Here is a 15,661-nt window from a genome sequence, read left to right on the forward strand (position 1 = left end):
AGCTTTTTTTATATTATTTTTTTAATAACTCGAAGTTTGTGAGTGTGTTTTTGATTATCTACATTAAAAATTCCGCTATGGTCAATTCTATCAATTCTAACCTTTCCGTGAGCGTGAATTATATAGTTGTCTTTCATAACAATACCAACATGAATAATATCTCCTTCAGCATTGTCGAAAAATGCTAAATCTCCAGGTTCACTTTCTTCAATAAAGCTTAAAACTTCACCTTGGGTTGCTTGTTGTGAGGCATCGCGTAACAATTTGTAGCCACAAAGTTTATAAACCATTTGAGTAAAACCAGAGCAGTCTATACCAAAAGGTGTTTTACCACCCCATAAATAAGGTGCGTTTAAAAATTTATAAGCCATTTCAACAATACTTTCTTTAGGTAGTTTAGCTCCTAAAACTTCACCTTCGTATTTGTAAGATGTATTGTTAATTTCTAATCCTTTTTCGTTGTAAAATGGTAGATTAGAACCAATAACTATAGTAGAAAAGTTATGTTTCTCATCTGTAGCAAAATCAATTAATTCAGCAGATAAATGAGGTTTTATTGTTTTAAGTTCAAAATATTTTTCTTCAGTAATTTCTTCAAACTGTTTATTGTCTATCCAGCCTTCGTAATTATCAAATGTTAATCGGATTTTACTCCATTTTTTTTGCTTATTCAATATTTTAAATTGCTCTCCAAAAAGCACTTGTGTAACCATTTCGCTGGCATCACTTGCTTCAATCCTTAATGGGACAATACTTAAATTGCAAATTCCGTATAACATAAATCTGGTTATATTCTTTCAATTACTATTGCACTTGCGCCACCACCACCATTACAAATACCTGCGGCTCCTATTTTAGCATTATTTTGTTCTAAAATACTAGTTAATGCAATAACTATTCTTGCGCCAGACATACCTAATGGATGTCCTAAAGAAACAGCACCACCATTTACATTTACTTTATTATTGTCTAAACCTAGTAGTTTAATATTTGCTAAACCAACAATTGAAAAGGCTTCATTTAGTTCAAAATAATCAACATCTTTAATATCGATTTTTGCTTTATCAAGAGCTTTAGGTAATGCTTTTGCTGGAGCAGTTGTAAACCATTTTGGTTCTTGAGCTGCATCTGCATAACTAACAATTTTAGCTAAAGGTTTTAAGTTTAATTCTTTAGCTTTATTTGAACTCATAAGTACTAACGCAGCAGCACCATCATTTAATGTTGAAGCATTTGCAGCTGTTACTGTTCCTGTTTTACTAAAAACTGGTCTTAGTGTAGGTATTTTATCTAGTTTAACATTTTTATATTCTTCATCTTCAGAAAAAATAATTGGATCTCCTTTTCTTTGAGGAATTTCAACAGGAACTATTTCGTTAGAAAAGTTTCCTTTTTTCCAAGCTTCTGCAGAACGAGAATATGACTGTATAGCATAATTATCTTGATCTTCTCTAGTAAAATTGTGTTCTTCGGCACATAAATCACCACAAGTACCCATATGTTGCTGGTCGTAAACATCTGTTAAGCCGTCAAGTAATAACCCATCTTTAACATTAAGGTTTCCTAGTTTTGTTGCTTTTCTTCCTGGAATATAATGAGGTATAGAGCTCATATTTTCCATTCCACCAGCAACAACAATATCAGCATCTCCCAATTTAATTGCTTGCGCTGCTAACATAATCGATTTCATTCCAGAAGCACAAACTTTATTAATTAAAGTACAAGGTACAGAGTCTGGAATTCCTGCAAAAATAGCGGCTTGTTTGGCTGGTGCTTGACCTAAACCTGCAGAAATTACATTACCTAAAAAAACTTCATCAACCTTATTAGGCGATAAATTAATTTTATCTAAAGCTCCTTTTATAGCTACAGCACCTAATTTTGGTGCTGGTATATTGGATAGGCTTCCAAGAAAACTTCCAATTGGAGTTCTTGCTACTGATACTATAACAACGTCTTTCATTTATAAATCAATTATTTTAAATGCGAATTTAAACATTTTTAAGTGAATTGTAGTTTTTATATGAGAGTTTAAAATATGTAATAAATGTAGCGTTGTTTGTTTTTAGTTTTCGTAAATTGTATTACGTATTTAAAACCAGGTAGTTATGAGTTTGAAAAGTGTAAGGGAAAAGCATCATATAGCTATAATTGGTGGAGCCGTTTCTGGTTCTGTTGCTGCTAATATTTTAGCAAATAATGGCTTTAGAGTTGTGGTTTTTGAAATGAATAATTTGCCTTATGGTAAAATTGAAGATGGTTTACCAAATTGGCATGTAAAATTGAGAAATAGACAAATAGAAAAGATAGATAAAAACTTAAATCATCCTAGTATTATTTATTTGCCAAATACTAAAATAGGAAAAGATATTTCTTTTTTAGAATTAATTAACAATTGGTCATTTTCAGGTGTTATTATTGCAAATGGAGCTTGGAATGATAGACAGTTTCCAATTCCTCAGATTGGAAAGTTTATTAATAAAGAATTGGTGTATCAGAATGACTTTATTTATTGGTTTAACCATAAACACGAACCTAATTATAATGGTAATAATTACTTTATTAAAAATAATGCTGTTGTTCTAGGAGGTGGATTAGCATCTTTAGATGTTATTAAAATTGTAATGATAGAGTTAGTGAGAAAGCAGTTATGGTTTAAAAAAGGTATTAAAGTAGATATGTTTACTCTAGAACATAAAGGTGTTAGATTTATATTAGAAACTTATAAAACGAGTTTAAAAGAGTTAGAAATTGAAAAAGCGAAGTTAGTTTACCGAAAAACAGCAAAAGATATGCCTTTGAAAACGGCAGTAGATAATTCTATTGAGAGTATTGAAGCTGCAAGGTTGGTTTCAGAAAAATTATTAAATAAGTATAAGAACAAATATATGTTCGAATTTATTCCTTTAAGCGTTCCTGTTAGCTTTGTTGAAAAAAATAATAAGTTAACTGGATTGATTTTGCAAAAAAGAAAGATTGATAATGGTAAAATTATTTTATTTGAAGGAGATCAATATAAAATAAATACAAGTTTTGTTATTTCATCAATAGGAAGTTTGCCAGAAAAAATTGAAGGTTTGCCATATGATAATACTTCATTAAAAATAGCAGAAGGAAGTAATTGCCTAGTAGATGGCTTTGACAATGTATTTGCAATAGGAAATGCGGTAACAGGGCGTGGTAATATTCAAGAATCGAGTAGACATAGTAAAAAAAGTGCTTTCGATATTATAGATGCGCAAGCTTCAAATGATAAGTTAGAGAAATGGTTAACTTCAATAAATATTGAAATAGAAGACAATGTAAATGAGCAATTACCACGAATTATAAATGGTTTAAAAGTAAAAGAGATAAAACCCAAAAAGCAAATTAATGATTTGTATGAAAAGGTAAATTTAATACATAAAAAGCAAAAATTTACGAGTTATTTAAATTGGGTATTTAAAAAAACTCCAATTAGATTAGAGGAAACCTTAAAAAAATAATAGAAGCTATTTAATGTAGGTAGATAATAATTGTTATTTTTGATTGGTAAATACCTTTTTAGTGAAGAAAACGATAAACAAATTACTTGTAAACCACTCCTTAATATATAAGATTTTCTTATATCTACTTGCAATATTTCTTGTAGTCTATATGTTTCCGAAAGGAGGTCATTTTAAATATGAATTTCAAAAAGGAAAACCATGGCAATATGAAAATTATTATGCTCCGTTCGATTTTGCAATTCAAAAAACTAAGGTAGAAATAGAGGCTGAAAAGAAAAAACTTCGAGAAAACTCAAAGTTATATTTAGAATATGATGAAGGTATAGCTATAGCTGTTAAAGATAATATTCAAAAAAGAGTTAATAAAGTTTTAAATGCTTCAGATTTAGACGCTTCAGAAAAAGAAAATATTTTAACTGTTGTTGATGGAATTGTTGCAGATGTATATGAATACGGACTTTTTAATGTAGTAAACTATCATAAAATTGATAAAGATATAGTTACTCTAAAAAGAGGTAATATGGTTCAAGATATTCAACCATATAAACTATTTAAAACTGACAATAATTTAAAATATATAAATTCTAAAATTGGAGTTCAGCCTTTAACAGAAGTCGAAAATACGCTTTTAAATATTTTATTTGAAGAGTTAAAGCCAAATGTAGAGTTAAATGAAGAACTTACCTTAAAAGCGTTAGAGGAAAGTTTAAGTGCTATTTCGTTAACCAAAGGTTTGGTTGCAGAAAAAGAGCGAATAATTTTTAAAGGAGATATAGTTGAAGGAGAGAAGCTAGCTGTTTTAGAATCGATAAAAAACGAATTCGAATCTCAAGTTTGGAGTAAATCTAATTATAATTGGATTGTTTTTGGTTACATACTTTTAGTAGCTTTAGCTTTTTTAATGCTATTACTGTTTCTTAGAAAGTATAGAGTAGAAATTTTTGAAAATAATAATAAAGTTACTTTTATCTTTTTTAATATTTTATTAGTTGTATTTCTAACTACACTTATTGTAAAGTTTAATGCAGAATTTGTTTACGCAGTTCCAATTGTAATACTTCCACTAGTTTTAAAAGCTTTTTTTGATGCTCGTTTAGGAATGTTTACACATGTTTTAACAGTGTTGCTTTTAGGATTTATTGTACCCAATAGTTTTGAATTTTTATTTTTACAAATTATTGCTGGAATTGTAACTATTTTAACAATATCTGAACTTTATAAGAGAGCAAACCTATTTATATCTGTATTGCAAATTACCATTGTGTATTTTGTGGTTTATTTCGCTTTTTCAATTATTCAAGAAGGAAACGCCTCCAATTTAGACTGGGCTAAATTTGGATATTTTGCTTTAAATGGAGCTGCAACATTGTTTGTAATTCCTTTAATTTATGTTTTTGAAATTCTTTTTAGTTTAGTTTCAGATGAATCTTTAAAAGAGCTATCGAATACAAATTCTAAACTTTTACGTGAATTAGCAGAAAAAGCCCCAGGAACATTTCAACATTCGTTACAAGTGGCAAATTTGGCTGAAGCTTGTGCAAACGAAGTACATGCAAATTCAATGTTAGTTAGAACAGGAGCTCTTTACCATGATATTGGTAAAATGGCAAATCCAATGTTTTTTACAGAAAACCAATCAACTAGTGTAAATCCACATGATGAGCTTACGCCGAGAGATAGTGGGCAAATAATTATTAATCATATAATTGATGGTGTAGAGTTAGCAAAAAAGAATAGACTGCCAGATAGAATTATTGATTTTATTAGAACGCACCACGGAACATCATTAGTTTATTATTTTTATAAAAAGGAAGAGGAAATTGAAGGGAGAGCTGTAGATAAGAAATATTTTCAATACCCTGGTCCAATACCTTTTTCAAAAGAAACTGCAATATTAATGATGTGTGACTCTGTAGAGGCAGCATCTAAGAGTTTAAAAGAACCATCTGCACAAGTAATTGATGGTTTGGTAGAAAAGGTTGTAAACTCTCAAATGGAGAATGGTCAATTTATGAATGCAGATATTACTTTTAAAGAACTTCAAACCATTAAAAAGGTGTTAAAGAAGAAGTTAAAGAATATTTATCACTTAAGAATTGAATATCCAGAATAGCTAAATAAAAAAAAGATAAAAAAAAGATCGAAAATTGTTGTGTAAAAGCAAATGGAGTCATACATTTGCAACCGCAAAAATAAGTTCAAGGACATATTTTAGGAGAGGTGCCAGAGTGGTAATGGAGCAGATTGCTAATCTGTCAACGCGTAAGTGTTGCCAGGGTTCGAATCCCTGTCTCTCCGCAAATTAAAAGATAGCCAATTCGGGGTGTAGCGTAGCCCGGTTATCGCGCCACGTTTGGGACGTGGAGGCCGCAGGTTCGAATCCTGCCACCCCGACAAAGCAAAATGGTCGCGTAGCTCAGCTGGATAGAGCATCTGCCTTCTAAGCAGACGGTCACAGGTTCGAATCCTGTCGCGATCACTTTTAAAGTGTTCAAAACGCTGCAAAACCTTGTAAACCTTATGTTTTACAAGGTTTTTTGTTTTTTAGACCATCATATTATTTAATATTAATTTATATATTGTGGTAGCAAAAAGGTAAACAGATTAAAAAAATGAATTTTGTTTACCAATTTAGGAGCTTAGCCCTTATAAATTAAGGATTTTAATATATTTATAGTATTAATATTAGCTAGTAAAAAAAACGTTTATAATCTATTAAATTATATAAAAAGGTAAACGTTTTTGATATTTGAAACACTAACTATAGTTGATTTGACTTTCGTCTTAATTAAAGTTTAACTTAAAAAGACGTCAACTATGAAGACTTCAGTATCCTTTTCTGTCCTAATATGGGCCAATGTAGCACGTGCCAAAAATAATGAGGCACCACTTTATGCTCGAATTACGGTAAACAAAAAACGAGTAAGTATTGGATTAAAAAGAAAAGTAAATCTCACTGTGTGGGACTCAAAAAAAGCAATGGTTACAAACCGTGACCAAAATGCAAGATTAACTAATAAATACATTGATCAAGTAAAAGCTCAATTATTCCAAGCTTTTCAAGAATTGAAAGGTGAAGGTAAAATGATAACTTCTGTTGCTATTAAGGAACGATATTTAGGTACTGACCAAGAATATCAATCTTTAGAAGATTTAATAGATTATCACAATACTACATTAAAGGATAAACTTCATAAAGATACAATGAGACATTATAAGTCAAGTCAAAGTTATTTAAGGAAGTTTATCAAGAAGAAATTTAAAACGAGCGATATTTATTTAAAAGATTTAAATTATTCATTTATTATTGGTTTTGAGAGTTTTCTACGTGCATATCAACCAACAGACCATCAACGGAGAATTGGAAATAATACAGTAATGAAGCATATTCAACGCCTACGTAAAATGGTAACAATGGCTTTTCATATGGAATGGATAATTAGAGATCCATTTGTAAAATTTAAATCTACATATATAAAGAGTGAAAGAACTTTTTTAACTGAAGAAGAATTAAAAAGTATTGAAGAATTAGATTCAGAAATAGAAAGAATAAACTTGGTAAAGGATTTATTTATTTTTAGTTGTTATACAGGAATCTCATATTCCGATATTGTTAAGTTAACTACTGATAATGTATTAATTGGTATGGATGGAGGTAATTGGATTGTTACCAAACGTCAGAAAACAGGAACACCGGTAAAAATTCCAATTTTAGAACCTGCTCAAAATCTAATTCTTAAATATAAAGATAATTTAAGAGCAGGGGTTACCGGAACACTATTTCCAACATTATCTAATCAGAAAATCAACACTTACTTAAAAGAAATAGCAGATTTGTGTGGTATAAAAAAGAATTTAACATTCCATATGGCTCGACATACATTTGCAACAACAATTACACTAACAAATGGAGTACCAATAGAGACCGTTTCAAAATTATTAGGACATACTAAGTTGGCTACTACTCAAATTTATGCAAGAGTAATAGAACAGAAAGTAAGCGATGATATGAATGTGTTGAAAACACTATTAAGTAATAAATCAAAGCAAAATTTAGAAGAGAATAAGAGTAAATCAAGCAGTTAACTATTATTTGGGTTTTTTTATTATTTTTAGGCAACTAAAAAAATTGAAAAACCCATTATGAAGAGAATTAACCCTACCTTTAATAGGTATAAGAAATCTATTGCTCTAATTGAAAAATCAAACTTAAACAGCTTAACAAATTTAAAACAAGGAATTAAACTCTCAAGAGAGTGTTTAAATGAGTTTAGCGATCTTGTAAGGCCAAAAAACTTTTCTTCAAAAAAGGATGAAATTACATTCTTTAAATATCAAAAACCTTATGTAGAAGGAAGACTTCAGTATTTTAAAAAATTACATAATTATCTACTTGAGAAACCAGTTTCTGGAATTTCAAAACAACAGAAGTTTATAAATATTGAACTTAACAAATTAGATAGTAAAAAATGTAAACAGCTTGAATTTGTGAAATACTATAGACTAGAAGAAAATAAATTAGATCATCTTTACTTTTTAAGAGGGGTTGATCAGTTGGAATTATTTGTCGACACATCTCATCATTTTAAAGACCCATTATTTACTACTAGCCGAGACTTATTAGTTTCAAAAATTATTGCTCATGATTTATTAATCAACTTTTATAATAATGAGCTGGAGTATCTTAAAAATAAAAAAATCAGGACAATTATTGAAGAGGTAAAACCTGAAATATTTAATGACTTAGAGTGGACTGGAACAAAAACTGAGTTAATAGAATTAATTATTGCCTTAAATGAATCTGGCTGCTTTAGAAATGGAAATGCAGATTTAAATAGAATTGTAAAAGTATGTGAAGAACTCTTTAATTTAGATTTAGGTAACATACGTAAAACATTTGACCAAATAAAATCTAGAAAAAAGGATTCAACAAAATTCTTAGATAAGTTAACTCTATCTCTATCTAATAAATTAGCTTTAGAAGTATAATATTTGATAGTATTTGTTGCTATTAAAGTTTTACTCCACTTTTTTAAAAGTTTTTAGTATTTCAAAAAAATGCTTTTATACTACTTTTTTCAAAAACAGAATACTAAAAGTGTGTTTTTATTGTTTTTAATGAAAATACACTTTTATTAGATTTTGAAATTCAGGTGTTTACGAGTTTTGTTTTTAGTATTTCTGAACAATACTAAAAGCTAAAAAAACACCCTTTTTTTTAAAAAAATAACCAGTATTTTAAAGAGAAAAAAAAGTCCAAAATACTAAAAAAACATACTATTTTACAGATCTTAAAACGTTATTGCTTTAGATATCAGTTACATGAAATTTAAGAAATGTTAATTTTTTTAGTATTCTTAGTATTTACTAAAAAAAATCAAGTAAACAATTCAGCTTTGTAGCACGAAAGTCAAATCGCTATAAAAATTTATTAATCTAAAAAAGCTGAAACAATGCCAACAGAAATTATTACAACAGATGATTTAAGAGAATTCAAAATTGAATTGTTGCAAGACATTAAAAGTTTACTTCAAAAAACGACAGCTGCACCACAAAAAAAATATTTAAAATCAAACGAGTTGATGGAGCTGTTAAAAGTAAGTCCGGGAACACTTCAAACATTACGAATCAATGGAACACTACCATACACAAAAATTGGAGGAATCATTTTATATGATGCAGATGAAATTGATAAAGTAATAAAAGAAAATAGCATTCATAACAAATTCTAAACGTGCGTCATTCCGCACTTGATGCGTAATCTCATCATACAAACATATGAATTACATAAAACACCTTAACGGTATCTTTAATCAATTTTCAAAAGATACACGTTTAAACCCAACACATATAAGCCTATATGTTGCTTTGTTTCAATTTTGGAATTACAACCGCTTTCCAAATGAATTTTATATTAATCGAGAAGAAGTAATGAAGTTTTCTAAAATTGGTTCTAACACAACATATCATCGTTGTATTAAAGAGTTAAGTCATTGGAAATATATTCTTTATAAGCCTTCTCACAATCCATTTAAAGGCAGTAAAGTGAAGTTGTTTAATTTCAGCACAAGTGATAAGCAAGCCTTGTATTTAGACTCTACCATAAATGGACAAGCAGTGGTATCTAATATAAACATTAATAAACATAATATAAACTTTATTAAACTAGAGGCAATTGCAAAAGAAAAATTGATTTTAGATTTTTTCAAAAAAGAAAATTATCCTGAATTGGAAGCAAAAAAATTTTTCAATCATTACCAGGGAATTGGATGGAAAGTTGGAGGAAAAGCAAAAATGGTTGATTGGCAAGCTACGGCCAGGAGTTGGATGCTAAAAGCTGAAGAAATGAATTTGTCTAAAAAAATAAACTCAAACAATTTACTACTAGACCAAAATCAAGACAACCTCCACACCAACCAAAATAAAAAGTACAATGAACCACTTTAGTTCGTCATTCCGAACTTGTTTCAGAATCTCATCAATAAGAAAATTCTAACTATGAAAACTTGACCTATTTAAATTTCTATAGTAATTCAAAATTGTGAAGCGTTTGAGTAAGCCAAAGAGCGTAGCGGTCTGGTGGCGAAAGCGAAACATTTGTAGAATTCAAAGAAATTAAAATCAGTCTTGATTTTTTGTCTTGGTTTATCCTGAGCGAAGTCGAAGGGTTTTGCATCAAGGCAAAATGAAAAGGATTAAAAAATATTTGAAAATCATCTTTAAAACACTACGATCAAAAGCCAAAAGCTATGAGCTCAACACCACACATAAAAATCGAAGGAAACTCAAAATTCCAAATAGGAGAAATAAGAAACAATACCGTTCACTACGAATTCGAAAAAATAAAAACCTACCTCAACATAAAAGGCCATTTATTATTTGGTAAAAACTTTAAAATCTACAAAGAAGACGAACCACTATTATTAAAACTTTGCTGCTACTTCATTCAAGACCATTTGAGCTGCGCTCAATTTGGTATAGACACAAACAAAGGTTTATTATTAACCGGACCAGTAGGCTGTGGTAAAACTTCATTGATGAAATTATTGGTACATTTAGCTCCGCACAAAACTAATTTTGAATTAATACCAACCAGGAGTATTGTTTTTAATTTTAATGCAAAAGGTTATGATGTTTTAGAAAAATACAACCAAACTCAAAACTATTGCTTTGATGATTTAGGCGTAGAACCAACCGGAAGTCATTATGCAAAAGAATGCAATGTATTGGGTGAAATTCTATTATCACGATATGAGCTTTTTTGCAATCCAGAACCAAAAAGAAAAATCTTTACCCATATTACGACAAACCTCAACGCAAAAGAATTAGAAAGACGGTATGGTAACAGAGTACGAAGTAGGTTAAGGCAAATGTTTAATTTAATTAGTTTTGATGAAAGCTCGATAGATAAAAGGAAATAATCCAAATAGTGATGATCTTCAATTGATTAATTAAAAACAAGAAGAAGTTGATTGTAATTGAAAATACTTCTCTTTAATGATAATAACCCTCTTTTGAGTGAAAATAAAATAAATACATATGAAAATATCTTAAATAATTGAATCTTAAAGTTTTGTTAAAATTTAACAGAAATTACTTATATTTATATGCAAAAAATGAAAAAGATTCTGTTATTCCTACTTGTAACCATTTCTTTCGTAGCTCATTGTCAACAGGCTAAGATTGATAGTTTAAAAATATGTTTAAACGAAGAAAAAAATACCGAACTTGAAAAGTTAAATTTATTAAAGAAATTAACTGAACTTATTCATTCAAATTCTAAATACAAGGAAAATTTTATTTATCTAAAAGAGTTTAAAAATTTATCTAATAAATATAATAATGATACTCTAATTTCAAAATCTAACATATATATATCTGAATATTATATTCTCAAAGAAGATCATAAAACTGCTGAAAATATTGTAAAAAAAACTCTTAAAAAGCAAGATAGTATTAAATACCCTGATAATCATTACCATTTATTAAATCAGTTAGCAAGAATAACTCACGCTCAAGGTAATTTTTTAGGAGCTAAGGATATTTATGAAAAAGCAATTTCTAAATATGAAAAAAATCCAACTACGTTAATAATCTATTTCTTATATAATAACCTTTCGGAAACATACCGTCAGTTAGGTAAAAAAAAACTATCTGAAGAAGCAGTTTTAAAATCTATCGAATATGCAGAGAAATTTGATGAAATAAATTTGGTGATAAGTTCAAATACTCAATTAGGTTGGCATTTAATGGAATTGAAAGAATATGAAAAAGCAGACAAGTATTTTTTATCATCTTTTAATTTAAATAAGATTCATAATTATGAAAATTTAGGTTATTCATATAGAAATCTAGCATTAAATTATTCAAGATGGGGAAAATATGGGAAAGCCATTACTCATAATGAAATAGCGTTGAAATTCCTCCAAGAAATAGGAGATAAGAGATTTTCTTTTGATGTAATGAATAGTTTAGCTGTTACATATAATAGAATGGGAAATGGTAGAAAAGGTGTTGACTATGGTAAAAAAACTTTAGACTTAGCCCTTGAACTTAATCATCCTATTGCTATAAGGGTTTCAAAACATACTTTAGCTGTGGCTTATAAAGAAAATAAAGATTACAGAGAGTCATTAGAATTATTTAATGAAATAGCTAAGGATACTGTGGTTAGTAGTTATAGTAATAATATTGACTTTAGAGTTTCTTTACTGTCAAATTTATCAGACATATACTTAGCTCAAAAGAATTATAAAAAATCATTAATTACGTTTAAACGTTTTACAGTGTTGAAAGATTCAATGGAAGCTAAACAAAAAGAGAATAGGATAACTGAGTTTGAAACCAAATACCAGACCCAAAAGAAAGAAAAAGAAAACGTTCAACTTAAAGCAGATAATGCAGAACAAGCATTATTAACACAAAAAGCCAATACAAGAAACTTGTTATTAGCTATTGGTTTATTATCAGTAATATGTATAGCATTCTTTATATGGAAACGTTATAAATCTGAAGCAAAAGCAAAACAAACCATAAGTAGTCAAAAAAATGTAATAGAAGAATTACAAAAAGAATTGCATCATCGTGTAAAAAACAATCTTAATATTATTGATGCATTTGTTGATGAAATAAAAGATGATTACCAAGATTCTGCCTTAGAAGATAAACTAGAAGAGCTTCAAAACCGAATAGCAAGTATTAATGAAGTTCATTCACAACTGTACCAAAGTACAGATGTTACCAATGTTAACCTAAAAAAATATATTGAAAGTTTGGCTAATAATGTAGCTTCTACTTATAGCAATAAAAATATATCAGTAAAGCAACAAATAAATGAAGATTTAAAATTACAGGCAGATAAATCTTCAGTACTAGGTTTAATTGTTAATGAATTTTTAACCAATTCTTATAAATATGCTTTCGAAAATGAAGGGGAAATTAAAGTGAATATGAATGAAACCGAAGATAGCTATATTTTAAAATTAGCTGATAACGGTAAAGGACTTCCAGATGATTTTGATATAAACACTATAGGTTCTTATGGATTGAGAATTATGAAACTCCTCTCAAGACAATTAAAAGGAACCTTTGAATTAAAAAATAAGAATGGAGTAAGGCTTAATATACAATTCCCAAAAGCATAAAAATTATGAAAGCACATATACTTATAGTAGAAGATGAGGCTATACTTTACGAAAAACTAAGAAAAAAATTAGTTAAAGAAAATTATTCGGTTTCAGATTATACACCTAGTGTAAAAGAAGCCATTGCAAGTATTAACCATAAAAGACCTGATATTGTATTGTTAGATATTAATTTACAAGGTGAACTCACAGGCTTAGATTTAGGTAAAATGCTATCTGAAGAATATAAAATTCCATTTATTTATGTTACTGAAAGAGAAGATAATGAAACTTTTTACGAAGGTTTACACACCAACCACGAAGATTTTGTAGTAAAAGTAAACAGAAAAATAGATGTTGAGGGGTTGATTAGAAAAATACAAACTGTTTTACATCGTAATAAGGCAAAAGCTAACAAACCAATTAAAGATGCTTTACTTGTTTATGTAGATTATATCTATAATTTAACAGATTTAGGAAATGTAGATGTTTCTCAAATCCCATTAAAATTTGAAGATGTAGCGGTAATAACTCGAAATACCACAGAAAGAGACGAAGATCAATCAAAACAAAAAGGAAAAGAAATATATAAAAAAGTAGATACAAATTATGCTCTTGTTGTTACTTGGGATGATCAAAAATTCTATATTAGGGGTAACTTGGCTTCCATATTAAACACCTTACCTCATTATTTTGTTAGAATTAGCGAACACTCCATTGTTAATATTAAGGATGGAATTTTAAATGGTAGAATTAATGGGAAACGATTAAAAATTAGAGATAAAGTTTATCAAATTTCAGAACGATATAAGCCAGAACTTGAAAAACGATTTGAATCATTATATCAGGAATATAAATAAAACGTAATTTTTAGTGTTTTGATAAAGTTGAAACGTATTTAGAAGACTTCACGATTAAATATGAAATTGCAACAAGTGAATTTTCATTAATAAAACAGTGATTTTCATTTTGGTTTTTTCATTAATTCCATTGGTGGTTATTTTGGCTTTATTAATTCAAAAAAAATAATTTACAATGAAAAAATTCATTCTACTTTTTACATTAGTTCTATTGTTTGTGTCATGTGGTTCAACCAAACAAATTGCCCCTTCAAAGTATAATCCAAAATTTAGTTACACTCCAGATCAAAGAACCCAAATCTCCGATAATAGTTTAACTGTAGCTGTAATCGACCCTGTCTTTTCAGATGGTGAAGATAACAATCTAGTAGAACCGTATGCATCCTTTGTTAGAAATATGGCTGATGACTTTGAAGAAACGTTAAATGCTAATGGCTTTAAAATAAAAGGGCCTTACAAGACTAGAGATGAAATGGTGTATGGCGATAAGTTAAATACTGATTTTGCTATAGAGCTTGAAGTAGAAATTTTAACTGAGCAAGGTGATTTTGGTAAAAAATCAGCAGATTTTGCAACGCAGATGATGTGTAAAACATGTTTTAAATTAGGTGGTACATTTTACCATAAAGGTAGAATTATATTAACTGCAACAGATCCAATGGATGGAGAAAAATTTTGGAAAAAAACTGTCGATTTAGATAGAGTTCCTGTATCAACAAATGGTAATTTAACATTTAATGGTTCAAAAGGAAAGGTTTCAGATGAAGTAATTTTTAGTGATACTGGAATATATAATCCTGTTGCTAAAGTTTTAGAAGCATATTATGCAGAAACTTTGAGCAACCTATCAAGACAAATTGATCCGAGAGAAATGGAGCAGATTTCAAAACAAATAAAAGCCAAACGTAAAAGAGTAGGTCAATAAAAATAATAAAATATTTGAGAAACTATTAATCAATTTAATTTTTATAAAACTCCAACAATTTTGTTGGAGTTTTTTTCTTATTTTAATAAATAATTCAGCCATCATTTATTGTGTTGTTTTTTCAGAGTAGTATAGGTTTTTTTTATAACTCTTGTTTCGATATAATTAAACAAAGTAGCGTTAATTCTATTAAGAAAATCTTAACGCGCAAGAAATAGAAAAACGGTATGGGAATAGAGTAAGAAGTAGGTTGAGACAAATTTTTAACTTAATTAGTTTTGATGAAAACTCAAAAGACAAAAGACAGTGAATTTAATTCGACCTCATAAAACTGAAGTAAGAATTCAAATTTTGCAAACGTCTGAGTAAGCCAAAGAATGAAATGGTCTGGCGGTGAAAGTTTCAAAATGTAGAATTCAATGAAGTTTTAAGAAGTCTAGATTTTTGGTTACTTTTCATCAATGGAAAAGTAATAAATAATCAACTTAATTCAAGAATTATAAAACCCTACTCATAGTAGTTTAAAAAAAATGGATAAACCAAAGTCCAAGTAGATCAATTTCAACAAAAACTCAAAAGACAAAAGACAGTGAATTAAATTCGACCTCATAAAACTGAAGTAAGAATTCAAATTTTGCAAACGTCTGAGTAAGCCAAAGAATGAAATGGTCTGGTGGTGAAAGTTTCAAAATGTAGAATTCAATGAAGTTTTAAGAAGTCTAGATTTTTGGTTACTTTTCATCAATGGAAAAGTAATAAATAATC

12 protein-coding genes, 3 tRNA genes and 1 pseudogene are annotated in these 15,661 nt (G+C 28.7%); 14 read left to right on the forward strand and 2 right to left on the reverse strand.

Going from position 1 to position 15,661, the window contains the following annotated elements:
- Positions 1–8: 8 nt before the first annotated feature.
- Together BLU40_RS12175 and BLU40_RS12180 are read right to left on the reverse strand one after the other, a co-directional pair.
- Positions 9–779 (reverse strand): C40 family peptidase, encoded by a 771-nt coding sequence (locus BLU40_RS12175; RefSeq protein ID WP_090123863.1) that lies wholly within the window; start codon positions 777–779, stop codon positions 9–11.
- A gap of 8 nt (positions 780–787) precedes the next feature.
- A complete protein-coding gene (locus BLU40_RS12180) occupies positions 788–1,963 on the reverse strand; it encodes an acetyl-CoA C-acyltransferase (protein WP_090123866.1) in 1,176 nt (391 codons plus the stop codon).
- Between the two features lie 145 nt (positions 1,964–2,108).
- On the opposite strand from BLU40_RS12180, the gene BLU40_RS12185 reads away from it, so the two are divergent.
- From BLU40_RS12185 to BLU40_RS17780, 14 genes and pseudogenes are all read left to right on the forward strand, one after another.
- A complete protein-coding gene (locus BLU40_RS12185) occupies positions 2,109–3,485 on the forward strand; it encodes an NAD(P)-binding protein (RefSeq protein WP_090123867.1) in 1,377 nt (458 codons plus the stop codon).
- Positions 3,486–3,636: 151 nt separating this feature from the next.
- Positions 3,637–5,601, forward strand: coding sequence for an HD family phosphohydrolase (locus BLU40_RS12190; protein WP_245729944.1), 1,965 nt, complete (start codon positions 3,637–3,639; stop codon positions 5,599–5,601).
- 101 nt (positions 5,602–5,702) lie between these two features.
- Positions 5,703–5,786: transfer RNA gene (locus tag BLU40_RS12195), tRNA-Ser, on the forward strand.
- A 21-nt stretch (positions 5,787–5,807) separates the two neighbouring features.
- Positions 5,808–5,882: transfer RNA gene (locus tag BLU40_RS12200), tRNA-Pro, on the forward strand.
- A gap of 11 nt (positions 5,883–5,893) precedes the next feature.
- Positions 5,894–5,967, forward strand: a tRNA-Arg gene (locus BLU40_RS12205).
- Between the two features lie 338 nt (positions 5,968–6,305).
- Positions 6,306–7,574, forward strand: coding sequence for a site-specific integrase (locus BLU40_RS12210; RefSeq protein WP_090123870.1), 1,269 nt, complete (start codon positions 6,306–6,308; stop codon positions 7,572–7,574).
- 57 nt (positions 7,575–7,631) lie between these two features.
- Entirely contained in the window at positions 7,632–8,477 is an 846-nt protein-coding gene (locus tag BLU40_RS12215; RefSeq protein WP_090123872.1) for an RteC domain-containing protein, read from the forward strand.
- Between the two features lie 464 nt (positions 8,478–8,941).
- Positions 8,942–9,220 carry a helix-turn-helix domain-containing protein gene (locus BLU40_RS12220; RefSeq protein ID WP_090123874.1) on the forward strand — a complete coding sequence of 93 codons (279 nt, stop codon included), beginning with the start codon at positions 8,942–8,944 and terminating at the stop codon, positions 9,218–9,220.
- 46 nt (positions 9,221–9,266) lie between these two features.
- Positions 9,267–9,935: a hypothetical protein gene (locus BLU40_RS12225; protein WP_090123876.1), complete on the forward strand. Its 669-nt coding sequence runs from the start codon at positions 9,267–9,269 to the stop codon at positions 9,933–9,935.
- A 302-nt stretch (positions 9,936–10,237) separates the two neighbouring features.
- A complete protein-coding gene (locus tag BLU40_RS12230; protein WP_090123878.1) occupies positions 10,238–10,909 on the forward strand; it encodes a P-loop NTPase family protein in 672 nt (223 codons plus the stop codon).
- Between the two features lie 195 nt (positions 10,910–11,104).
- Entirely contained in the window at positions 11,105–13,132 is a 2,028-nt protein-coding gene (locus BLU40_RS12235; RefSeq protein ID WP_175454786.1) for a histidine kinase dimerization/phosphoacceptor domain -containing protein, read from the forward strand.
- Between the two features lie 5 nt (positions 13,133–13,137).
- Positions 13,138–13,971 (forward strand): response regulator transcription factor, encoded by an 834-nt coding sequence (locus tag BLU40_RS12240; RefSeq protein ID WP_090123884.1) that lies wholly within the window; start codon positions 13,138–13,140, stop codon positions 13,969–13,971.
- Between the two features lie 175 nt (positions 13,972–14,146).
- The gene (locus BLU40_RS12245; RefSeq protein ID WP_139170960.1) at positions 14,147–14,896 is read left to right on the forward strand and encodes a hypothetical protein; all 750 of its coding nucleotides are present in this window, start codon (positions 14,147–14,149) and stop codon (positions 14,894–14,896) included.
- 196 nt (positions 14,897–15,092) lie between these two features.
- Positions 15,093–15,206: pseudogene (locus BLU40_RS17780) on the forward strand (ATPase); the annotation flags it as partial.
- Between the last annotated feature and the right edge of the window lie 455 nt (positions 15,207–15,661).

Source organism: Lutibacter oricola, assembly GCF_900106565.1.
Lineage (GTDB): Bacteria > Bacteroidota > Bacteroidia > Flavobacteriales > Flavobacteriaceae > Lutibacter > Lutibacter oricola.

What these genes read in the sequence shown, in the direction of transcription:
- BLU40_RS12175 (WP_090123863.1), bottom strand. Translation starts at nt 779, where the DNA reads ATGTTATACGGAATTTGCAATTTAAGTATTGTCCCATTAAGGATTGAA.
- BLU40_RS12180 (WP_090123866.1), bottom strand. Translation starts at nt 1,963, where the DNA reads ATGAAAGACGTTGTTATAGTATCAGTAGCAAGAACTCCAATTGGAAGT.
- BLU40_RS12185 (WP_090123867.1), top strand. Translation starts at nt 2,109, where the DNA reads ATGAGTTTGAAAAGTGTAAGGGAAAAGCATCATATAGCTATAATTGGT.
- BLU40_RS12190 (WP_245729944.1), top strand. Translation starts at nt 3,637, where the DNA reads ATGTTTCCGAAAGGAGGTCATTTTAAATATGAATTTCAAAAAGGAAAA.
- BLU40_RS12210 (WP_090123870.1), top strand. Translation starts at nt 6,306, where the DNA reads ATGAAGACTTCAGTATCCTTTTCTGTCCTAATATGGGCCAATGTAGCA.
- BLU40_RS12215 (WP_090123872.1), top strand. Translation starts at nt 7,632, where the DNA reads ATGAAGAGAATTAACCCTACCTTTAATAGGTATAAGAAATCTATTGCT.
- BLU40_RS12220 (WP_090123874.1), top strand. Translation starts at nt 8,942, where the DNA reads ATGCCAACAGAAATTATTACAACAGATGATTTAAGAGAATTCAAAATT.
- BLU40_RS12225 (WP_090123876.1), top strand. Translation starts at nt 9,267, where the DNA reads ATGAATTACATAAAACACCTTAACGGTATCTTTAATCAATTTTCAAAA.
- BLU40_RS12230 (WP_090123878.1), top strand. Translation starts at nt 10,238, where the DNA reads ATGAGCTCAACACCACACATAAAAATCGAAGGAAACTCAAAATTCCAA.
- BLU40_RS12235 (WP_175454786.1), top strand. Translation starts at nt 11,105, where the DNA reads ATGAAAAAGATTCTGTTATTCCTACTTGTAACCATTTCTTTCGTAGCT.
- BLU40_RS12240 (WP_090123884.1), top strand. Translation starts at nt 13,138, where the DNA reads ATGAAAGCACATATACTTATAGTAGAAGATGAGGCTATACTTTACGAA.
- BLU40_RS12245 (WP_139170960.1), top strand. Translation starts at nt 14,147, where the DNA reads ATGAAAAAATTCATTCTACTTTTTACATTAGTTCTATTGTTTGTGTCA.